Consider the following 20,365-nt stretch of genomic DNA (forward strand, 5'->3'; position numbering starts at 1 on the left):
AGCGTCAACTCCGGCGGGCTACGTTGACCGACATTTGATCTCCATGAGACCAGGTCTCCCTCCTGGGGAATCTGGGCTGCCCTTCGCGAAAAAGGGTACCTCCTCCCCCTACCCGATCAGCTTCACCAGCCCGTGCCGGGGCTCGAGCAACTCCCCGCCGCGTTTCAACTGCTCGATGGTGTGCTCGACCTTGTCGCGGGCGAATCCCTGCTGCGCCAGGATATCGATCACCTCGTCGACCCTCGCCTGGCCGCCGGAGTCGCCCGAGACGTTCCGGATCGTCTCCTTGACCGACCGGATGATGTCGCGCTGAGACTTCGTGACCCCGGTCACAAGCTTGTCGATATCGAAACTCCCGGTTTCGGCGTCGTAGGCGACCTGCCGGAGACAGGCATCCACGATCTTCAAAATCCGTTCGGTATCCTCGGTGTCCACGGTGTTCGAGAGCCGCATCCGGGCGCTCGCCTCCGCAAGCCGGACCAGCGCCTCGAGCTGCCGGGCGGTGACCGGGACGGGCTTGTTTCCGCTCGCGAGGTTTCGGAGGCGCATGTAGTAGGCGATCAGCGCCTCCTTCGCCCCGTCGGAGAGGATGGGGAAGCAGGTCCGTTTCGCGTAGGCGATGTACTTCCGCAGAAGCGTCGGATCGATGTCGGGGATGACCGGTGCAAGCGCTCGCTCGATGTACTCGTCGTCGACGTCCGGCAGCGGTTCGTACTCGTGCTGCTTGATCAGCTCGCCCACGCTGTGAGTCTTGATGATGTGTTGCGCAATCGCCCCGTCGCGCTCGGCCTCCGGCTGATCGGTCATCACGAAGATGAGGTCGAACCGGGAGAGGAGCGATGGCGGCATGTTGATCTGCTCGCCGATCGGGACGAACTGATCGAACCGCCCGAGCTTCGGGTTTGCCGCGCCGAGGAGGGCGCACCGGGACTTCAGGGTCGCGGTGATGCCGGCTTTTGCGACCGAGATCGAGTTGCCGCACCAGACCGGGATGCCGTTTCGCCGCACGTAGAGGATGTGGTTTTGGACCTCGAGGCAGTAGATCATGCCCTTATACGGCCGCTTCTCGATCTGCCGCTGCCCGTTTGAGTTGACGTTCGGCTCGTTCTGGCCGTCGCGGATGAACGTCACCTGGAAGATGTCGTGGGTCGCGGTCGCGGTCCCGCCCCGCGGATTGGGTACAACTGTCCCGGCCTCCCGCATGAGGTGGACGTTCCCCGACCACCCCTTCTTCAGCAGGAGCTCGGTGACGTCGTCGGCCAGTCTCCTCGACGAGGTGGTGTATATCGAGACCCCGGTCGTTTTGTTGACGTAACCGTCCCCGAGCATCAGCGCGTCGAGGAGGATCTCGATCTGCTCAGGGGAGAGACACTTCGCGTAGCCGGGGACGTGCTTCTCGTGGCATTTGCCGAACGGGGCGAGGTGTTCGGCGAGCTGCTTTGTGTTGATCGCGAAGTTCTTGCCGTCGTAAGAGAAGCGGAACGGCAGTCGCTCGAGGCACTGCCGGATCGTTTCGGCAGACTCGGGGTTCGTCTGCGATATGATCACGCGGTAGGGTACCCCCGTCTGGTAGTGCCGCTGGACCGACCCCTCGGAGAGGAAGTAGCCCAGGAACTCAAGCCAGTCGCCCATCCTGACGGTGACGGGCTCGGTGAGTTTTCCCTCGGCGTTCTGGTTCGCGAACTTGACGACGGGCGGGATCTCGTAGGTCTCCTGCCGCTCCCCCGTCCACACGCCGTTCTTCTTGAACCGCATCCGCTTGTGGATGGGGATCTCGTCCATGCGGGTGAGCCGGAACCCTTCCCACTCGTCGGCGCGCCGGTTCAGGTTGACGTACATCCGGTGGTTCGGCGTGACCGCGAGGTCGACCTGCCGCGATCTAACGTAGTACATCTCTCCGTCGTACTCCGATGCCACGAAGTTGGACGGTGATGCGTACTCGAGCCTGCCGTCGGGAGAGAGCGTCGCGACACGGTCGTCCGCGGTGACGTCGCGGAAGAGCTTCCACCCGCTCTCCGTGAGGACCTCGGTCTCGTCGTCATAGCACTGCTGCTCCATCGCCTCGTGCAGCGCGCTCCGGTCTTCCTTCGCCATCTTGTCCATCTCGTCGACGGCGGCGATCCCCATATCCGCGAGGACCAGCGCACCGGCCTCAAGCGTCCAGCGCCCGTCGCCGAACTCGTCTTTCACGGCCGTCGCCGTCAACCCGGCGGACGTCGACGACTTGCCGCTCGTGTAGATCCCGCGGGGCGAGAGTTTCACGACGTACCGAAGGATCTGACTCTTTGCAATACCCGGGTCGCCGACAAGCAGGACGTGGACGTCGCCGCGGAGGCGGGAGCCGTCCGGCATATCCTTCGCGATGCCGCCGAAGAGCTGGAGCGCGATCGCCTCCTTCACGTCGTCGGTACCGTAGATCGTCGGCGCGATCGACCGGGCGATCTTCTTATAGACCATGGGGTCGCGGGCGAGCGCCATGATCTTCGCCTCGTCCTCCTCGGTGATCGAGACCTCCTCGAACTCCTTCTCGGCGACCTCAATGGAGTTGCACTCGAGATAGATGTCAAAGAGCGTGCTCTTCTGGCCGTAGTTGACCCTCTGGACCGACCGCAGGATACCGTTCACCACCACCCGGTCGCCCGGCGCGACCATGCCGGTCAGGTCGTCGGTGACGTCGATATCGAGCGTCTGGGGCTGTTCGCCGCCCCGGAGGCCCTCCGGGGACTCCTGGATCCGGAGTTTCTGGGCGTCGACGAACCGGCACCGGTTCATCACCAGATCGAGACGGGTCTTCCTCTCGCAGTTCGGGCAGAAGTCGGGCTCGTCGAACCGCCCGTAGCCCTGGGGAACCGGGTCGGTGTTCTTGCCGCAGGTGCGGCACCGGAAGACCGCGCTGACGATCCGGGGGCGGACCTCCGTGGTCTTTCGGAGGATCCCCTCGATGCTGACGAAGGTGTTGATCTGGTCGGCCCGGATATCGCGGACGTTTGTCTTCTGCGGCAGGTTTGTGAACCGGATGTTGACGAGATCCGGGTCCTGGCTGTCCTTCAGTTTGAGGAGCTTGTTCTGGACGATTGCGTCCCGGATATCCCCGAGAACCTTACCGGGGCTCCTCAGGAGTTCGAAGGCGAGTTTGTTGTTTAAGATCTTGCGGTAATCGATGATGAGCGAGTGGTTGTGGGGATACTCGCGGGAAAGTTCGGCAAGCTCCCGCTTGTACTGCTTCTTTAAAAACTTCGTCCACTCACCGACGTTGTCGGTGACTGCGACGGTTATCTCTTCGGTCACAGCAGAATCCTCAGCGGTGCTGCCCTGCGGCGAGGACGAACCGGGCGAGCAGCGCCTCCATCTGGATGTCGCTGCTCGCTCCTTCCGAGAGGCGGAAGTCGGTCTCGCCGAGGGCGTCGATCAGTCTCACTTTGAGCGTCCGGTCCATATCGCGCTGGACCAGTGTGCGGTAGCACTGGTTGATCAGCTCGTTTGGGGCGATGCCCCGGACATGGGTCAGTTCGGAGAGCGCCTGCTCCGCCTCGTCGAACTTGCCCGCAATCGAGAGGTCGAGGAGCTCGTCGATCTCGTCCGGACGGGCGGTCGCGGTGGTCGCGTAGACCGTCTCCTCGTCGATCTCGGGCCGGAGGATGGCGGCGCCCTGCAGGGCGTTGATCGCCTTCCTCATATCCCCCGAGGCGACGTAGACGATGGCGTCAAGCGCACCCTCCGTGACCGTGAGCCCTTCGGCCGCGGCGATCCTCCGGGTCTCCTCGATGACCGCCTCCGCCTCAAGCGGCCTGAACCGGTAGATGGCGCACCGGCTCTGGATGGGGTCGATGATCTTCGAGGAGTAGTTGCACGAGAGGATGAACCGGCAGGTCCGGGCGTAGGTCTCCATCGTCCGCCGGAGAGCCGCCTGCGCGTCCGTGGTGAGCGCGTCCGCTTCGTCGAGGAAGAGGATCTTGAACGTCGCGCCGGCAAGCGGCGACGTCCGGGCGAACTCCTTGATCTGGTTGCGGACAACGTCGATGCCGCGCTCGTCGGAGGCGTTCATCTCCCGGAAGTTCATCTGCCAGGAGTCGCCGAAGAACTCCCGCGCGAGCGCCACGGCGGCAGTCGTCTTCCCGATTCCTGCGCTGCCCGTAAAGAGGAGATGCGGCAGGTTGCCGGTCTTCACGTAGGACTGGAGGCGCACCACGATATCCTTCTGTCCGACCATCTCATCGAGTCTTCTGGGCCGATACTTCTCTATCCAGATGGTGTGGTTGCCGTCCATTTGCATAGGTGTTGGTGCTCGTCCATCGTAAAAGGATCGTCATCCGTTCCGATGATCCTTTTTAGAGGGTTGAGGGTGAACAGATACGTACGGATACGTATGGAAATACCGGGAGTTCGTGTGGAGATCCGGCCGGGTCTCCCGCCCCGGCATATCCGCACCCCCTTCCTCGAACGGACGGATGTATGGAACCTGCAGAACGGGTATTTGCGCAGGACTTTTCCGCCGCGCAGCATACGGTGGACTCCGGCGACGGCCGGAACGGCTCGTACGTGGTGACGCCGGGGGCCGCCTGGTGCCGCGGCCTCTTCATCGTCGGCGCCCTTACCGAGAAGAGGGGGAGCGGCGACGTCATGCAGGCCCGGATTGCCGACCCCACCGGCGCGTTCCTGGTCTCGGTCGACTGGCAGAGCCCGGACGCGGTCGAGACACTCGGCTACATAGAACCGCCTGCGTTCGTCGCCGTCACCGGCCGGGCGGCGCTCACCGGAACCGGTATGCGGGCGTGCGCGACAGTGGAGGCCGAAGCGGTCAACGTGGTGAACCGCACCGCCCGCGACCTCTGGGTGCTCTCGACCGCCGGCGCGACCCTCGACCGGCTCGAAGCGCTCCGGGACGGCAGCGAACGGGCCGCGGCCTCCCGCCGCCTCTACGGGACCACGGACGAGGATATCCGCGGGATGGCTGAGATGGTGCGCACGGCGCTTGCAACCGTCCGCACGGATATCGCCGTCGGCGAGATCGGGCCCGTCGTCGGCCGCGCCCTCCTCCTCGATGCCCTGGAGGGGGAGGGCGGCGCCCGGGGCACCGGGGTTGAAGACGCCGTCGCTGCCGGGGTGCGATCCGGCCTCTCCGCCCGGGAAGCACGCGCCGCGCTCGAGGAACTCCTCGCCGCAGGGGAATGCTACCAGCCCGCATCGGGCATGATAAAACTACTCTGACACGGTAATGCACCTTCATTTCATCGAGAACGGTCCTGCCCTCCTGGTCGAGAGCGGCCGGCGGGTGCTGGTCGTCGCCGACCTGCACATGGGCATCGAATCGGGCCTTGAACGTCACGGCGTCCACATCGCGAGCCGGAGCGACGCCCGGGCCGATCGGGTGATCGCCTGCATCGAGGAGGCACAGCCCGACCTCCTCCTCCTCCTCGGGGACGTCAAGCACAACGTCCCGGTGACGAGCAGGCAGGAGTACCGGGAACTCCCCGGCGTCCTCCAGTCGTTCCGGGACCGGGTGCCGATCGCCGTCGCCCCGGGTAACCACGACGGGGGTATCGGGCGGTTCCTCGAGCCCGGAGAACTCCTGCCCGCCGACGGCATGCTCATCGACGGCGTCGGCTACCTGCACGGCCATACCCATCCCGCCCCGGAACTCCCCGGCCACCTCGTCGTCATCGGCCACCACCACCCGGTCGTCTCGCTCGTGGATACCGTCGGGTGCGCCGCACGCGCCCGGCCGGCCTACCTCTACTCGGGGTTCGAGGAACCGTCGGGGGAGCGCACCCGGCTCCTCTTCGTCCCGGCCTTCAACGAGTTCGCGGGCGGTATCGATGTCGGACGGCTGCAACAGAGCGGGCTCGGCCCCCTCTCCCGGTGCATAGACCCGAATTCCGCGGAGGTGTTCTTAGCAGATGGCACGTACGTCGGCTCCCCGGCCACGCTCTGCCTCGCAGACGGCGTCTGACCTCCTCGACCCGCGGGTGCGGGAAGTCGTGGAGAAGCGCGGGTTCACCGGGCTCTCGGAGGCGCAGGAGCAGGCCATCCCGCGGCTTCTTGCGGGGGAGAACCTGGTCCTGGTGGCGCCGACCGGCACGGGAAAGACCGAGAGCGCGATGCTCCCGGTCTTCGACCGGCTCCTCGAGACCACCGGCGCGGGGTTCAAGGCGCTCTACATCACCCCGCTCCGGTCCCTGAACCGGGATATCCTCGCACGGATGGAGTGGTGGTGCCGGGAACTCGGCCTCTCGGTCGGCGTCCGGCACGGGGACACCCCGCAGAACGAGCGGCGCAAACAGGCGCTGAACGCTCCCGACCTCCTCATCACCACCCCGGAGTCGCTGCAGGCGCTCTTCATGGGCAAGCGCCTCCGTGAGCACCTGAAGAACGTCCGATACGTCGTCATCGATGAGATCCACGAGCTCGCCGACAGCAAGCGGGGAGCACAGCTCGCGGTTGCGCTCGAACGCCTTGCCGGATATGCGGGAGAGTTCCAGCGGATCGGCCTCTCGGCGACCGTCGGGAACCCGGGCGACATCGGCCGGTTCCTCTGCGGCCCCCGGCCCTTCTCGCTCGTCGAGGTGCCGGTCGCGAGCAGCCTCGATATCGGCGTCCGGTTTGCCGGGGAGGACTTCGCCACCCAGGCCCGGGCCGTCGGGAGGTGCCTGGACGCGCCGGGCTCCACGCTCGTCTTCGTCAACACCCGGGTGACCGCCGAGGCGCTCGGCCACCACCTCTACTCCCGCGGCGACGTCGAGGTCCACCACGGCTCGCTCTCGCGGGACGTCAGGGTCGACGCCGAGGAGCGGTTCAGGAAGGGCGAGGTCCGGACGCTGATTGCCACGTCGTCGATGGAACTTGGGATCGACATCGGGCACATCGAGCACGTCGTCCAGTTCGGCTCCCCCCGGCAGGTCTCGCGCCTGGTGCAGCGGGTCGGCCGGGCCGGCCACCACCTCGACGCCGTCTCGCGCGGGACCGTCCTCGCGACGGGGTTTGACGACCTGTTAGAGTCGCTCGTGATTGCACGCCGGGCGAAGGCGAACGAGTGCGAGCGGATCGTCCCGCCCGCCGGTGCCGCCGACGTCCTCGCGAACCAGGTGGCGGCGATCGCGGTCGAGTACGGCGAGATCGAGGTCTCCCGTGTCCGGGCGATGATCGAGCGGTCGAGCGTCTTTGCCGGGTGCGGGCCGCTCCTCGACGACGTCTGCCGCCAGATGGCGGAGCACCGGCTGATCCGACTTGACGGGACCCGGATCGTCCGGACGGGCCGGGCCCGGCGCTACCTCATCGAGAACCTCTCCATGATCCACGACGAGCGCAAGATGGAGATCTTCGATATGGTCTCGCGCCGCACGGTCGGGACGCTCGACGAGTCGTTCGTCCTCGGGTGGATGCACACCGGCGCGGTCTTCATCACCAAGGGTCAGCTCTGGCGGGTGCTTGAGATCGAGGGGACCAGGATCACGGTCGAGCCGGCCACCCGGGCGAAGGGAGAGGTCCCGTCGTGGGAGGGCGAGCAGATCCCGGTGCCGTTCCCCGTCGCCCGGGAGGTCGGGGCGCTCCGGCGGACCCGGGCATTCGGCCGCTACTCCGATATCCCGGAAGCGGTCCGTTACGCGGAGCGGTTCATCGCCAGGATGGACGAGGGACGCTACCCGGTCCCCACCGACCGCCTCATCACCCTCGAGAACGCGGACGAAGGCGTGGTCTGCAACGTCTGCGGCGGGCACAGGGCGAACGAGACGCTTGCCCGGGCACTCTCGGTCCTCCTCTCGGCCCGCTACGGGACGAGCGTCGGGATCGAGGTCGGGGCCTACCGGTTCCTCCTGCGCCTGCCCGAGAACGTCCGCTCACTCGAGGTGCAGGAGACCCTTGCGGCGCTCGAACCCGAACACCTCCCCGGGATCCTGAAACTTGCCCTCAAGCGCACAGCGCTCTTCAAGTGGAAACTCGTGCAGGTGGCCAAGAAGTTCGGCGCCATCGACGCGGACGCCGACTACGAGCGGTTCAGTATCCACCGGCTCATCGACCTCTTCGACGAGACCGTCATCGCTGCCGAGGCCTACCGGGAACTCTTCGCGAACTCCATGGACGTGGATGCGGCGCAGGATATCCTCACAGCGGTCCGCGACGGGCGGGTTGCCGTCACCTCCGGGCGGCTGAGCCCGCTCGGGAGCGAAGGGCTCTCGTCGTCAAGGGACATGATCCCGCCGCCGATGGTCGACCAGGCGGTGATCGGGACGCTCGCGCGCCGCCTCGAGAAGGAGGACGTCGTCCTCTTCTGTATGCACTGCCGGAAGTGGAAGAGCCGGACGGTCGTCGAGCGGGTCCCTGATAAGCCGCAGTGCCCTCTCTGCAGCGCTCGCCTCATCGCGGCGCTGAAACCCTGGGACGAACAGCTCATCCCGGCGGTGAAGAAGAAGAACAAGTCCGAGGAGGAGCGGGCGATCGAGGTCCGGTTCCTCCGGAACGCAAACATCGTCCTCTCCAGCGGGAAGAAGGCGGTGGTCGCTCTCGCGGCGAAAGGCGTCGGCCCGGACGTGGCCTCACGGGTCCTCGCGACCCTCTCCGAAGGGGACGCCTTCTACCGGGAGATCCTCAAGGCCGAGCGGAACTACGTGAAGACGCATCGGTATTGGTGAGAGGGTTGAGATTTGCCGGCACCTGGGGCCACCTGATGGTGGCTTTTGAGTATAGCCTGTGACTGGGGGTGGCGGCGGAAACCAGGAAAAAGCCCGGTATAGTGGACCGTGGGAGTATCGCCATGCACTGCCCCCGCCCCTCGGGGCGGGGTGCGATGGTCCGAAGGACCGGAGCTTGAGAAAACGCGAAGCGTTTTCGGGGCCGGAGCATGAGCACCGCAGGAGCGGGTGAGGAGGCCGGAGGCCGGGTGGGGTGGGGGTTGTAAACATCAACTTACGAGTGGAGACAGGGGAGGGGGGCACGCCCCCCTCCCCGTCAGCCCCACCCCCAATGGCGATATCCCCACGAAAGCCGTGCATGGGAGTTGCGACGCTTCAGAGAACAGCGCTCTCGAGTAAGATCGACGGCACGCCTGGAGCACAAATACCATAAGACATAAGTTGCGGCCACCAAAAGACCCGCGTCAGGTCCGAATACTTCGCCGGCGCATACAGGCAGGATGTCCTCTATAGGCGAATCGAACCCCGGCCAAAAAATCGGAGCTTCCCGGCCCCCGGCAAAAAGAACGTATCGGAAAAAGGGTTACATTATAGTTTCGAGCCGCTGCTCCAGGAAATCAAGCCCTCTCTTGATATCCTCGATATTCTTTCCGCCGGTCAGGATAATCTTGCCGGAACTGAAGAGAAGGGCGACGATCTTCGGGTCCTCGATGCGGTAGACGAGTCCCGGGAACTGCTCGGGTTCGTACTCAATGTTCTCGAGGTTGAGGGTGATGACCACCTTGTTTAAGTTGATGTACCTGCCCATATCGTACGAACAGACGATATTCGTGACTGCGACCTGTGGTTCGTTGTAGGTATCGACCCCGGCATCCTTGAGCGACTGCATGATGATATCGAGACCGTCATGCAGATCCTGGTTGTTCCTGATACCGGTGAGCACCACTTTTCCCGAGGAGAATATCAGGGATGCGATCTTGGGTTTCTCGATACGGTAGACCGCTCCGGGGAACCGCTTCGTATTCAGTTCGCAGTTTTTTATTTTATCCGATACGTTTTCGAGGTCGATTGAGTCTGCAATCACCCCGGAAGCAACGATGTTCTCAATTTTCAGTGACTCGTATCCCTTCTCATCCATTGATATGAGTATTATTTTTTGAACCATAATACTAATGGGTAATCTTTATGGCTATTCGGGATACGGAGTGCCTTTCAACTTCGTGAATGCTTTAAACCATAAACGCGCAACCTTTTACTGATCGCGTTATGGCGGATGACGAGCAAAAACCAGCGTCCTATGAAGATCTCTGCGCAAATTTCACGATAAACGTCCCTGAATACTACAACTTCGGTTTCGACGTGATCGACGCATGGGCGAAGAAGGACCGGAACAAACTGGCGATGATCTGGGTGGACCAGAAAGGAAACGAGAAGAAATACACCTTCTTCGACCTTATGCGCCTCTCAAACCAGGCGGTCAACATCTGCCTGAAATACGGCATCAAGAAGGGCGACCGGGTCATGCTGATGCTCCCCCGGACACCTGAATGGTGGATCTTCACCATTGCCCTCATCAAACTCGGCGCCGTATACTGCCCCGCAACGACGATGCTGACCCCAAAAGACCTGAAATACCGTATTCAGGCTGCCGGCATCAGGATGATCATCACCATGGCCGAGCACGCGGATAAGGTCGAGGAGATCCGCGAAGACTGCCCCACGCTTGCGGTCCGGCTGATGATCGACGGCGTAAAGGACGGGTGGGTCAGTTACCCCGTCGAGCTCGACTACCCCGCGCCCTGCTCGCACAAACTGGTGAACCTCCCCGGCATGCACCGGACAAAAGCGACCGACCCGCTGCTGATCTTCTTCACCTCCGGCACCACCGGCGAGCCGAAGATGGTGATCCATGACCACTCCTACCCGCTCGGACACCTCGTCACCGCGCAGTTGTGGCACGACCTGCGCCCAAATGACCTGCATCTGACGATCTCCGATACCGGCTGGGGGAAGAGCGCGTGGGGGAAACTCTACGGCCAGTGGATCGTCGGCGCCTGCATCTTCGTCTACGACATCCGGGGCCGGTTCCACGCCACCGAGATCCTGCCGCTGCTGGAGAGGTACGGAGTCACGACGTTCTGCTGCCCCCCGACCATCTACCGGATGCTGATCCTCGCCGACCTCGACAAGTTCGATCTCGCCGACCTGCGGCACTGCTGCAGCGCCGGGGAAGCCCTCAACCCCGAGGTGATCCGGGCATGGGAGGAGGGAACCGGGAGGACGATCTACGAAGGCTACGGCCAGACCGAGACGGTGCTCTGCATCGGGACGCTTCCCGGCATGAAGCCCAAGCCCGGCTCCATGGGGAGGCCCATGCCGGGCTGGCATATCGAGCTCCACGACGACGACGGGAACGTGGTCGGCGCCGGGGAGGAGGGGCGGATCGCGATCAGGCTTGACCCGCGCCCGGTCGGGCTCTTCTCCGGCTACCTGGACAACGGAGAGGAGAACCGCAAGGTCTTTTCCGACGGGTTCTACTACACCGGCGACAAGGCCTGCATGGACGAGGACGGCTACTTCTGGTTCATCGGCCGTGACGACGATGTCATCAAGTCCTCCGGCTATCGGATCGGGCCGTTCGAGGTCGAGAGCGCCCTCATGGAACACCCCGCCGTGCAGGAGGCGGCGGTCGTCGGGTCGCCCGATGTGCTCCGCGGGCTGGTCGTCAAAGCGTTCATCGTCTTGAAGCCCGGCTATCGGCCCACGGAGTCCCTGATCAAGGATATACAGAAGCAGGTCAAGCGGGTGACGGCGCCTTACAAGTACCCCCGCGTGATCGAGTTCGTGGAGTCGCTCCCAAAGACCATCTCCGGCAAGATCAGGCGGCACGAGCTCCGTGAACTGGAGATGAGGCGGTTTATGGACAGCAACTCCCACAACTCTCCTGCCGTCGGTGAGGGTGGGGAGTAATTACCTTTATTTTGTTGGAGATACTACAGTATTAGGCGCGAAGAACGCCGGGTCACGTCAACGGCGGAAGTTCGCCATGCTTTCGTGCGAGGGTTGCCAAGCCAGGTCAAAGGCGCTGGGTTCAGGGCCCAGTCTCGTAGGAGTTCGCCGGTTCGAATCCGGCCTCTCGCATACGCTTTTTCAGGTCGTCCCAATTCCGGCGGTTCCCTCTCTGCGCGGGGTTTAATCGTTTCTTCCGGTCCGTCTGCTCAATCATTCCGGTCCATCCCGGATGGTATGCCGGCCCGGAAAGTATCGCAACCCTGCCCCGGGGCAGACTCGTGCCCTTTTAATTCTCCTGCGCCAATCCTTGAACTGAGCGGGACGATGCCGGACGGGCATCGTTCCGGGGAAAGGCTACCGGTATGGATACACGCACATTCTCCGTAAAACCGGTCGGCACCGTGCATGCCGACGACGAATCGTTCTCGATCGAGATCGCCGAACCGTTCCGGCCGGCACTCCTGGGGCTCGACGGATTCAGCCACATCATCGTGCTCTGGTGGGGCGACCGGGTCGATACGCCGGAGTGCCGGAACGAGACGGTCTGCAAAAAGCCGTATACGAGAGGCCCGGAGACGATCGGAATCTTCGCCACCCGGTCACCCGTCCGGCCGAACCCGATCGCGCTCTCGGTGGTTCCGGTCGTCGGCATCGACACCGCATCGAGCACCGTCAGGGTCGCGTATATAGATGCCGACGACGGCACGCCGGTGCTGGACATCAAGCCCTATCTCCCGGCCACCGAACGGGTCCGGGATACGAACGTGCCGGCATGGGCCTCCCACTGGCCGCAGTGGTATGAAGACAACCAGGGGTTCGATTGGGCGGCGGAGTTCACCCTTGAGGAATGAGAGATACCGGGAAGTTGCGACTGCCGGGAGGTGCAAAAAAGTTGGGTTATTTGATCCTGCCAAACTCCTGGCTCACGTCTGCTGCGGACTGGAAGGTCTTGTCCTGGAACATCTCGAGAACCTGGATCACCGCGTCGGGCGCGTTGTTCTTCCGTGCGTGGCTGATCAGGTCCTGTTTGCCGGCCGGGTAATCCATACCGCTGAGAAACTTCTGGAATGCAGATGCACTCAGTTCCTCAACAGAGGCTGCCTGTGCTGCAGAGGCCATTCCGCCTTTTACTGAAGGTCTTTCTTCTGCCATGGTTCTCACCACCGTTTCAGCTGCATCCCGCATGCGGGACACACGGCCGCCCCATAGCTCTAGGTGAATAAAAATGTTGCTGCCCTTTAGGGCAAAAATACGCGCTATCTGGCGAAAGAATGATCCCGATCAGAGGTGGTGGCGGCTGCACCTGGCAAGCGGGCCGGCCTCTCTCCCGGCAGAGCACTGGAGGAGGAGATTCCTTATCCCGTCCAGCGGGTCGACGACAACGGCCGTATCGACACGATTCTGTCACGTTCGGCAGGATGGCTGCAAAACGGACAGATGAACCGGTAACGTAACCGTGTGTGCCGGATAATCAGAGATGAGGTTCGCATGAACCCCTGCTCTTGAAAAACGTGGGATATTTAGATTGCTGTTCTTCCGGGAAAATGTTAGTAGCGCCGGAAGTCATTCCTCGGTCTCGGAGGCCGGGCCTCGTCGATCTTCAAGGTACGGCCTTCAAATACAGTGTTGTTCAGGGCTTCCTTTGCTGCCTCAGCCTCTTCGGGGCTGGACATCTCAACAAACCCGAACCCTTTGCGCTCGATGACTCTGACGTCGCTTACCGTCCCGTACTGGCTGAATAGTTCTTTCAACTGTTCTTCATTTACCGAGTAGGTGAGGTTACCGACGTACAGCTTGCTGCTTTCCATTCAAAGATCCTCTTCACTCATATACCCTCAAACCTTAATTACTCTTCGGATGAAAAACCGGACGGCGGTTTGGGGGCAGCTCACCTGACGCGGGGACGCACCTTCTGATGGCGTTGCGCCTGATCTAAGGCCTTTTGACAATCCTATTCCGGATCCGGGGTAGGATTACTCTTCGGGACGGAAACCCGGGTCAGGTATCTGCTGCGTCGGGCACACGCTTCATGCCCTGCCCCGGATGTGCGGCACCGCCAGCCAGCCGGCCCGGGGCGCCGCGGGGTCAGGTTCATGCTGCCCCGCACCAGATCCGGCAGGTCGATTCAGTTCGCTCACCGGCGCCGATGCCCCGGCAGCGCCCGGATCACCCTGCGCATACGATTCTTCCCGCCGGGTCCCGGTTGCGCGGGTGTTCCCCGTGACAGATACTTTAATGGTGGCTTGGGTCATTGATATAAACCTCTGACAACGTATTCAGGCGGGTCACGCCGCCATCTATTACGGAGTTGATTAACTGAGAAATACACGAGGAACTCACAACAACGGAACCGAAGAGATCGTACGCGTACGACTACCAAAGAAGCGAAACCGGGAGATATTCGCCAGGGCCGACCTGATGCTCGGGGCAAACCACATCCGTGTCCGCTGCGAAGACGGCGTCACGCGCACCGGACGGATTAAAGGCAAGATCAAAAAGAGGCTCTGGATACGCGAAGGTGACCTCCTGATCGTCGTCCCCTGGAGTTTTCAGGACGAGAAGTGTGATATCGTCTACCGTTATATCAGGCCGCAGGTAGACTGGCTTAAGAAGCACAACTATCTCAACCAGTAATTCTCGCTTTTCTGTGCCGTCGCCGACCTCCAGCAGGGCATAGCACCGGAGTGGGGGTGGGCACAACCCCGGATTCATTCTCTGTGCGAATCCCGGTCGATAGCGTCAGCCAGGTTTGCCGCGCGATCGGTATGCACCAGTATGAACGTCCTGCTCACCGATGCCGTTGCGCTCGCTGCTATCTGCATGGTGAGCATGAGGAGTCGCAGAGCATCCTGAATCGTCCCTCCTTCCCACATCCCCTGAATGCACTGGTTGGCAATCTTTTTCGTGATATCGTTGCCCAGCACCACGAAATTGCTTGCCCTGCCCCTCTGCATTACCCGTAACCGGGAGTCGAGGACCTCGGCAATTGCGTAGCTGCCCGTCGTAGCGTACAGCCTCCTCTTTGCGACTGCCGCTCCCTCTGTCTCGGTCACCTCGCCGACGAGCACTCCGTCCTGCTGCGAGACCTTGGCCTTATCGTCCCTGACCCGGATGGTCACGCCCATCTCGTCCGCCCGCTCTGCGAGGTCGGTGTCGGAAGTGATCGAGCCGCTGTAGAGTTCACGCTCCAGGTCTTCGATGCGGGAATCGTCACCCCCAAATGCGATCTCCCGCATGTCCCCCGCCATGACGGCGCCCTGGTTTCCGATGAATGCAATCACAAGAGTCATACGCTAAGCCCCCAACCCCGGCACGCAACAGGAAGTTGCGCTCACTCCCACTTCTCCGCATCCTGTATCAATATGTTGATGCCCCTCCGGATGCCGTTCCACCCCGCTTCCGCCATACGTTCGGGCGGCGGCGGGGCACGCCTGCCGGCGAAAAAACATTCATGCTTTGCAGCGGGTGCGTGAATATCAGTCACGCGTACATATATCTCAATTCAAGGTTGGCACAATTATCCTGATTTGAGTATATTATGTTTAAAGACAAATATAAATGGCTGGAATCGATTATTGCCTTTTTAGAACCTTTAGATTCTAAAATTTTGTCATATTGTAAAGAATTAGTAAAAGATAAATTAATATATTAAAATAAGAAATTACTCTTCCATGGCTGAAATCTTCTCGCAAGATGTCGGGATAACGCAGGATGGACTTGTCATCCAGATCCCGATATTCTACAAGCTCATGGCGAGCATGCTCACCGTTGCAGTCATCCCCATTTTCCTGCTGGGGATCGTCTCGGCAGGGGATACCGGGAGCGTCATCGCCACACTCGGTCTGCAGAACAGCATCATTATCATGACCCTGCTCACGCTCTCTGTCATCCTGATGTGGAGTTTCTACCTTGCCAGGAGCATCACAGCCCCCATCGAGCAGCTGGCGAACGTTGCAACCAGCGTCAGTCAGGGCGACCTCACGAACGCCGAGATCACGGTGACGAGCAACGATGAGATCGGTGAACTCGCAATCGCGTTCAACCGTCTGATCAACTCCTACAGGATCCTCGATACCCTTGCAAAAGACGACGCCGAGTAGGAGAAGCGGGTGGGAAGACGCTTGCTTTCGACAAGATGACGCGGTCAGGCAGGAATCCGGATGATGGATAAACTACCCGGGGGAAAAGCGATCGGCGAGATGCAGGCGCCGCTCCAGTGGATCTTTTCCCACACGGCCCGGTTTGCCGGGGCGGTGCGGATCACGATGCAGGATGGAGAGGGGGTTGTGCTGGTGCAGAAAGGCGTGCCTCTCGCTGCACAGTTCAAGCACCCCCTGAAATCCCTGAACGGGCCGTCGGCGTTGAAGTACTTCGACAGTCAGCCTATCCTCGACTTCGGCCTCTGGAAGTACGAGACCGACGAGATGCAGGAAGCCCTGGATCTCTGCCGCCAGGATGAGGCCCTCCTGCACCCTGACCGTGAACCTCCCGCGGCCGACCCACCCCGGGAGCATGATGGGCGCAGCCTTGCGGCCGGGGCCGTGGAGCACGGTGCCTCTCCCGGACCGTTCGGGGCAGTGCTGCAGCAACCGGGGGTGACCGCGGTTGCCTGTTTCTCCGACGGTCTCTGCCTCTCTTCCGCCGGAGACCTCGATGCCGACTATACCGTCGCGTTCGCCGAGGATCTGCTCCGGTGGTCGCTCGGCCTGCGGTCGGCTGCCCCCGCATGCGGGGCATTCGTGCAGATGACGCTCTTTTATCGCGGTGGAAACGTCATCATTGCTCCCTATGGGGACGAGTACCTCTGCATTTTTACCACGCCGGAGGTGCAGTTCGGCCAGATACGGCGGATGATCAGGGAGCTGCAGAACGGGGTATGAGCATATCCTGTGCAGGGTCCCCGAAGGCTCCACCCTGCCCATCGAATCGCATTACCTGAATGGACGATTTTCCGCCGCCGCGAGCGGCAGAACAACTGTTTTATACCAGCTGCCCCATTCACCGCCCGTCACAGGAGGTGACACGATGGCAGAGGCAAGGTTCAAGGTGAACCCGGCGACGGTTGAGAAGTACCTGGCCGGGGTGGACTACCCGGCGAACAGGCAGGACCTGATCGACCGGGCAAGGATGAACAATGCGGATAGGGATGTCATGGATACCCTTGACGGCCTGCCCGACCAGACCTATCACTCGCCGATAGACGTCAGCAAGGCGATGGCCGGGTCGGGGTTCGGATCAAGGCGGAGAACGCCGGCCGGTGAAGGGGCCGGCCCTGCACCCGAACGGGCGGAGACACGGGAACAACCCAGAACCACGGCCGTCAGCGTGGCTGAAGTGCAGCGGTACCTCCGCGGCATGCACTATCCTGCAGGCATAAGCGGGGTCATCAGCCAGGCGCAGAAGAACAACGCACCGGGTGACGTGCTCGATATCCTGAACAGGATCCGGGACCGGGAGTTCCGCTCCGCCGCCGACGTGAGCAAGGCTCTCGGCGAGGTTATGTAGGCGGGAAATGGTCCTGCCGACCGGAACGACTTTTTTTTCGGGTGTGGCTGTGGCCCTTCCTATACCCTGAAGACCGGTTCGAAAGGCTCGTATAGTCCGCCTCTCCGATTTCTGCAACTGGAGAGTAGGCGAAAAATCTGGATGACCATTAATATAACAATATTTTTATATTTATTGTGCATGGCTGACGTGCCGGGGGGCATGATGGAGCATGGCAGTACGGGGTCGACCGGGTGAAGGGGAGCAACGTACCGGGAGAGGATGGTATGACCGGAGAGGAGAAGAAGGCAAAGCGCGGTCTCGCATCCGCGGATGAAGCGACCCGGAAGCGTGTTGCAACGATCGGCGGGATGGCGCCGCACACAAAACGGGGGCTCCAGGCTGCTTCCCGCGAGACACGCCGGCGGGTTGCGAAAGCCGGGGGCCGGGCCCCGCATGAGACGCGAGGGCTCCAGGCCGCAAGCGCTGAAACCCGGCAGCGGGTTGCCCGGGCCGGGGGAATGTCCCCGCACGAGGAGCGGGGGCTTCAGGCCGCATCCAATGAGACGCGCAGGCGGGTCTCACGGAGAGTGGGTCCGGCTTCAACCGGCGCGAAGCGCTCCTCGTAGGATCTCATTCGTTCCATTCTTCCGCTTTTTCCTGAGCCTGCAGTTTCCAGGCCGGAGTCCGGGGTTTCGCCGCTGCCGGGCGCCGGGCATGCTCCGGCCCCGCGCCTTTCAGAAGGGACGGATAGTACCGGGCGACGTACTCCTTCACCATCCGGCGGGACGAGAACCGGGGGCCGTTGCTCTTGATCGACTCCTTCATCACCTTCACCCAGCCGTGGGGGACATCGTCGATGGAGCGGTCGTAGTAGAGCGGGACGACCTCCTTTTCCAGGAGGTTGTAGATCGCCGCGGCATCGACGGCGTTCCTCCCGTCGCAGGAGGCCGTCTCGCTCCCGAACGCCCAGCCGTTTCTGCCGTTATAGCCTTCGATCCACCACCCGTCGAGGATGGAGAGGTTGGGCACCCCGTTGAGCGACGCCTTCATGCCGCTCGTGCCGCTTGCCTCCATCGGGGGCAGGGGGTTGTTTAACCAGACGTCAACGCCGTGCACCAGGTACTGCGCTACCTGGTCGTTGTAGTCCTCGATGAACGCGACGCGACCTCCGAACCCGGGGTCCTGCGTGTAGCGGTAGATCTGCTGGAGCACTCCCTTGCCCTCGTTGTCCGACGGGTGGGCCTTGCCGGCGAAGATGATCTGGACGGGCTGCCAGGGGTTGTTTAAGATGCGCTTCAACCGCTCCAGGTCCTCAAAGATGAGGTGCGCCCGTTTGTAGGTCGAGAATCGCCGGGCAAACCCGATCGTCAGGATGGAGGGGTTGAGGAACGCCCCTTCGGCTGCGGGATTGAGCGCGCCGCGGTGCGCAGCCCATTTGATCCGCTCCCGCTCCCGGATCCGGTTGAGGAGTTTTGCCTTCAGCCAGAGGTGCAGTTGCCAGAGTTCGGTGTCGGGGATCTCGTCGATGAGTTCCCATATCACCGGGTCGTCGTGCTCCGAGAGCCAGTCGGGAGAGGCCGGCCCGATATACCGGTCGTACAGCCCCTTCATCCGGGTGTTCAGCCAGGTCGGGACGTGGACGCCGTTCGTGACGTAGTCGATGGGCACCGTCGCCTCCGGGGGCCCGGGCCAGAGGCATTTCCACATGTCGCAGGCGACGACCTTGTTTGCACGCGAGACGCCGTTGTGGTGCGCCGACGCACGCAGGGCGAATGCGGTCATGTTGAAGCCCGAGGCGGGGCTCTCCGGGTGGACCCCGAGTTGCAGGAATCTCATCCGGTCGATGCCGAGCGCCGTGTAGTAGGGCGCGAAGTAGCGGTCGATGAGGTCGACGGGGAAGACGTCGTGCCCTGCAGGGACGGGCGTGTGCGTGGTGAAGATGGAGGTCGCCCGCACTTCCTCGAGCGCCTCTTCAAACTCCATCCCCCGCTCGACCCGCTCCCGGATCCGCTCGAGCAGCGCAAACGCCGGGTGGCCTTCGTTTAAGTGCACCGCCGCGTACTCGATGCCGAGGGCGTGGAGCACCTTCCTCCCGCCGATGCCGAGCACGATCTCCTGCCGGAGGCGCTGATCCTGGTCGCCCGCATAGAGCCGGGACGATATGCCCCGATTATGGGGGTCGTTGCAGGGGATGTCCGTATCCAGGAGGTAGAGTGGAATCCTGCCGACCTGGACCTTCCGGACGGCGACGTAGATGGGCGGGTCGACGTGCGGGACCCTGACCACCAGGTCTTCGCCGTCGGAGTCGAGTACCCGGGTGACGGGCGCCGCATCCCGGTCGAGCGGTTCGGTGACGTCTTCCTGCCAGCCGTCGGGGTTGATCTGCTGGTGCAGGTAGCCCTGTGAGTACAGGAACCCGACGGCGACCATCGGGAGGCCGAGGTCGCTTGCTTCCTTCAGGTGGTCGCCGGCGAGGAACCCGAGCCCCCCTGCATAGATGGGGAGCGAGTGGTGGAGCCCGTACTCCGCTGAGAAGTAGGCGACCGTCAGTGGGGGACGGCCGGCGTACTCCTCGGAGAACCAGGTCCCGGTGGCGCTCATGTATTTCCTGAACCGGCGCATGACGATGTCGTAGCGGTGGCAGTAGGCAGGGTCCTCCGCCGCCCGGTTCAGGAACTCGACCGGTATTTCGCGGAGCATCCGGATAGGGTTGTGGACGCTTGCTTTCCACGCCTGATGGTTCAGTTGCTTGAAGAGTATCCGCGCTTCCGGGTTCCAGCTCCACCAGAGGTTGTATGCCAGGTCGACGAGCCCGGAGATCCGTTCCGGGATGTGGGCGAACTGATCGTGTATGGAATCATCCATGAATCCTGTCCCCTTTGGATGGTATACTGTCCATGTTTATTATTATATATGTTTGCATATTTTTGTAAAACATTGAGGAAATAAAAAATAGATGATAATATGGGGTTTTTTAACGGGTGTGGCCGTCTGAATGGCCGATCCGGCATACGGTGTGCCGGGCATCTCGCAGATGCCCGGAAGGGGATGGGGGAGAGGGCTGGGGGTGCAGGAGTTGCTCGGCCATCTCCTGTTGTGACCCCCTGTCACGAGGTGAGAAGGGGTCGGTGGTGAGTATCACGCCATGGAACGTTGTTCTTGTGGCTATCATAGTTCCCATGCACGGCTTTCCATGGGATATCGCCACGCAGGGGGGTGGGGAAAGGGGAGGGGGGATG

18 protein-coding genes and 1 tRNA gene are annotated in these 20,365 nt (G+C 62.2%); 12 read left to right on the forward strand and 7 right to left on the reverse strand.

Features of this window, described 5'->3' with window-relative positions:
- Positions 1-108: 108 nt before the first annotated feature.
- Complete coding sequence (locus tag HL657_RS12845; protein ID WP_317297208.1) at positions 109-3,288, reverse strand: LAGLIDADG family homing endonuclease; 3,180 nt, start codon at positions 3,286-3,288, stop codon at positions 109-111.
- A gap of 10 nt (positions 3,289-3,298) precedes the next feature.
- Complete coding sequence (locus HL657_RS12850) at positions 3,299-4,267, reverse strand: replication factor C small subunit (RefSeq protein WP_317297209.1); 969 nt, start codon at positions 4,265-4,267, stop codon at positions 3,299-3,301.
- A gap of 185 nt (positions 4,268-4,452) precedes the next feature.
- On the opposite strand from HL657_RS12850, the gene HL657_RS12855 reads away from it, so the two are divergent.
- From HL657_RS12855 to HL657_RS12865, 3 genes are read left to right on the forward strand one after another with little or no spacing between them, the layout of a single operon-like run.
- The gene (locus HL657_RS12855; protein WP_317297210.1) at positions 4,453-5,208 is read left to right on the forward strand and encodes a hypothetical protein; all 756 of its coding nucleotides are present in this window, start codon (positions 4,453-4,455) and stop codon (positions 5,206-5,208) included.
- Positions 5,209-5,215: 7 nt separating this feature from the next.
- Complete coding sequence (locus tag HL657_RS12860) at positions 5,216-5,950, forward strand: metallophosphoesterase (RefSeq protein ID WP_317297211.1); 735 nt, start codon at positions 5,216-5,218, stop codon at positions 5,948-5,950.
- Positions 5,898-8,627, forward strand: a complete 2,730-nt coding sequence (locus tag HL657_RS12865) for a DEAD/DEAH box helicase (protein WP_317297212.1) — start codon at positions 5,898-5,900, stop codon at positions 8,625-8,627. Before HL657_RS12860 ends, HL657_RS12865 begins: the two co-directional genes overlap by 53 nt.
- Positions 8,628-9,210: 583 nt before the next feature.
- Here the strand turns inward: HL657_RS12865 and HL657_RS12870 are convergent.
- Positions 9,211-9,765, reverse strand: coding sequence for a TATA-box-binding protein (locus HL657_RS12870; protein WP_317297213.1), 555 nt, complete (start codon positions 9,763-9,765; stop codon positions 9,211-9,213).
- Between the two features lie 128 nt (positions 9,766-9,893).
- On the opposite strand from HL657_RS12870, the gene HL657_RS12875 reads away from it, so the two are divergent.
- The 3 genes from HL657_RS12875 (at position 9,894) to HL657_RS12885 (ending at position 12,490) form a co-directional block, all read left to right on the forward strand.
- Positions 9,894-11,597: an AMP-binding protein gene (locus tag HL657_RS12875; protein ID WP_317297214.1), complete on the forward strand. Its 1,704-nt coding sequence runs from the start codon at positions 9,894-9,896 to the stop codon at positions 11,595-11,597.
- A gap of 86 nt (positions 11,598-11,683) precedes the next feature.
- Positions 11,684-11,768 (forward strand) — tRNA-Leu (locus tag HL657_RS12880).
- A gap of 233 nt (positions 11,769-12,001) precedes the next feature.
- Positions 12,002-12,490, forward strand: coding sequence for an SAM-dependent methyltransferase (locus HL657_RS12885; protein ID WP_317297215.1), 489 nt, complete (start codon positions 12,002-12,004; stop codon positions 12,488-12,490).
- 46 nt (positions 12,491-12,536) lie between these two features.
- Here the strand turns inward: HL657_RS12885 and HL657_RS12890 are convergent, their stop codons facing one another.
- Complete coding sequence (locus HL657_RS12890) at positions 12,537-12,791, reverse strand: DUF2795 domain-containing protein (protein WP_317297216.1); 255 nt, start codon at positions 12,789-12,791, stop codon at positions 12,537-12,539.
- Positions 12,792-12,929: 138 nt separating this feature from the next.
- Here HL657_RS12890 and HL657_RS12895 point away from each other — a divergent pair, with 138 nt between their 5' ends.
- On the forward strand, positions 12,930-13,088 hold the full coding sequence (locus tag HL657_RS12895) for a hypothetical protein (RefSeq protein WP_317297217.1): 159 nt from the start codon (positions 12,930-12,932) through the stop codon (positions 13,086-13,088).
- A 98-nt stretch (positions 13,089-13,186) separates the two neighbouring features.
- Here the strand turns inward: HL657_RS12895 and HL657_RS12900 are convergent, their stop codons facing one another.
- Positions 13,187-13,447: an RNA recognition motif domain-containing protein gene (locus HL657_RS12900; RefSeq protein WP_317297218.1), complete on the reverse strand. Its 261-nt coding sequence runs from the start codon at positions 13,445-13,447 to the stop codon at positions 13,187-13,189.
- Between the two features lie 508 nt (positions 13,448-13,955).
- Between HL657_RS12900 and eif1A the strand changes: the two genes are divergently transcribed.
- Entirely contained in the window at positions 13,956-14,273 is a 318-nt protein-coding gene (gene eif1A / locus HL657_RS12905) for a translation initiation factor eIF-1A (RefSeq protein WP_317297225.1), read from the forward strand.
- A gap of 74 nt (positions 14,274-14,347) precedes the next feature.
- On the opposite strand, the gene HL657_RS12910 is transcribed toward eif1A, so the two are convergent.
- Positions 14,348-14,929 (reverse strand): MJ0548 connectase family domain-containing protein, encoded by a 582-nt coding sequence (locus HL657_RS12910; RefSeq protein ID WP_317297219.1) that lies wholly within the window; start codon positions 14,927-14,929, stop codon positions 14,348-14,350.
- 381 nt (positions 14,930-15,310) lie between these two features.
- Here HL657_RS12910 and HL657_RS12915 point away from each other — a divergent pair, with 381 nt between their 5' ends.
- The 4 genes from HL657_RS12915 (at position 15,311) to HL657_RS12930 (ending at position 17,752) form a co-directional block, all read left to right on the forward strand.
- On the forward strand, positions 15,311-15,739 hold the full coding sequence (locus HL657_RS12915) for a HAMP domain-containing protein (RefSeq protein WP_317297220.1): 429 nt from the start codon (positions 15,311-15,313) through the stop codon (positions 15,737-15,739).
- 60 nt (positions 15,740-15,799) lie between these two features.
- Positions 15,800-16,519 carry a roadblock/LC7 domain-containing protein gene (locus tag HL657_RS12920; RefSeq protein WP_317297221.1) on the forward strand — a complete coding sequence of 240 codons (720 nt, stop codon included), beginning with the start codon at positions 15,800-15,802 and terminating at the stop codon, positions 16,517-16,519.
- 145 nt (positions 16,520-16,664) lie between these two features.
- The gene (locus tag HL657_RS12925) at positions 16,665-17,144 is read left to right on the forward strand and encodes a DUF2795 domain-containing protein (RefSeq protein ID WP_317297222.1); all 480 of its coding nucleotides are present in this window, start codon (positions 16,665-16,667) and stop codon (positions 17,142-17,144) included.
- A 266-nt stretch (positions 17,145-17,410) separates the two neighbouring features.
- Positions 17,411-17,752, forward strand: a complete 342-nt coding sequence (locus HL657_RS12930) for a hypothetical protein (protein WP_317297223.1) — start codon at positions 17,411-17,413, stop codon at positions 17,750-17,752.
- 4 nt (positions 17,753-17,756) lie between these two features.
- Here the strand turns inward: HL657_RS12930 and glgP are convergent, their stop codons facing one another.
- Positions 17,757-19,991: an alpha-glucan family phosphorylase gene (glgP, locus tag HL657_RS12935; RefSeq protein WP_317297224.1), complete on the reverse strand. Its 2,235-nt coding sequence runs from the start codon at positions 19,989-19,991 to the stop codon at positions 17,757-17,759.
- Between the last annotated feature and the right edge of the window lie 374 nt (positions 19,992-20,365).

This window comes from Methanoculleus nereidis, assembly GCF_032944295.1.
Lineage (GTDB): Archaea > Halobacteriota > Methanomicrobia > Methanomicrobiales > Methanoculleaceae > Methanoculleus > Methanoculleus nereidis.

Excerpts from the sequence above, each read along its gene's own strand:
- HL657_RS12850 (WP_317297209.1), bottom strand. The coding sequence starts at position 4,267 with ATGGACGGCAACCACACCATCTGGATAGAGAAGTATCGGCCCAGAAGA.
- HL657_RS12855 (WP_317297210.1), top strand. The coding sequence starts at position 4,453 with ATGGAACCTGCAGAACGGGTATTTGCGCAGGACTTTTCCGCCGCGCAG.
- HL657_RS12860 (WP_317297211.1), top strand. The coding sequence starts at position 5,216 with ATGCACCTTCATTTCATCGAGAACGGTCCTGCCCTCCTGGTCGAGAGC.
- HL657_RS12865 (WP_317297212.1), top strand. The coding sequence starts at position 5,898 with ATGGCACGTACGTCGGCTCCCCGGCCACGCTCTGCCTCGCAGACGGCG.
- HL657_RS12870 (WP_317297213.1), bottom strand. The coding sequence starts at position 9,765 with ATGGATGAGAAGGGATACGAGTCACTGAAAATTGAGAACATCGTTGCT.
- HL657_RS12875 (WP_317297214.1), top strand. The coding sequence starts at position 9,894 with ATGGCGGATGACGAGCAAAAACCAGCGTCCTATGAAGATCTCTGCGCA.
- HL657_RS12885 (WP_317297215.1), top strand. The coding sequence starts at position 12,002 with ATGGATACACGCACATTCTCCGTAAAACCGGTCGGCACCGTGCATGCC.
- HL657_RS12890 (WP_317297216.1), bottom strand. The coding sequence starts at position 12,791 with ATGGCAGAAGAAAGACCTTCAGTAAAAGGCGGAATGGCCTCTGCAGCA.
- HL657_RS12900 (WP_317297218.1), bottom strand. The coding sequence starts at position 13,447 with ATGGAAAGCAGCAAGCTGTACGTCGGTAACCTCACCTACTCGGTAAAT.
- HL657_RS12910 (WP_317297219.1), bottom strand. The coding sequence starts at position 14,929 with ATGACTCTTGTGATTGCATTCATCGGAAACCAGGGCGCCGTCATGGCG.
- HL657_RS12915 (WP_317297220.1), top strand. The coding sequence starts at position 15,311 with ATGGCTGAAATCTTCTCGCAAGATGTCGGGATAACGCAGGATGGACTT.
- HL657_RS12920 (WP_317297221.1), top strand. The coding sequence starts at position 15,800 with ATGATGGATAAACTACCCGGGGGAAAAGCGATCGGCGAGATGCAGGCG.
- HL657_RS12925 (WP_317297222.1), top strand. The coding sequence starts at position 16,665 with ATGGCAGAGGCAAGGTTCAAGGTGAACCCGGCGACGGTTGAGAAGTAC.
- HL657_RS12930 (WP_317297223.1), top strand. The coding sequence starts at position 17,411 with ATGACCGGAGAGGAGAAGAAGGCAAAGCGCGGTCTCGCATCCGCGGAT.
- glgP (WP_317297224.1), bottom strand. The coding sequence starts at position 19,991 with ATGGATGATTCCATACACGATCAGTTCGCCCACATCCCGGAACGGATC.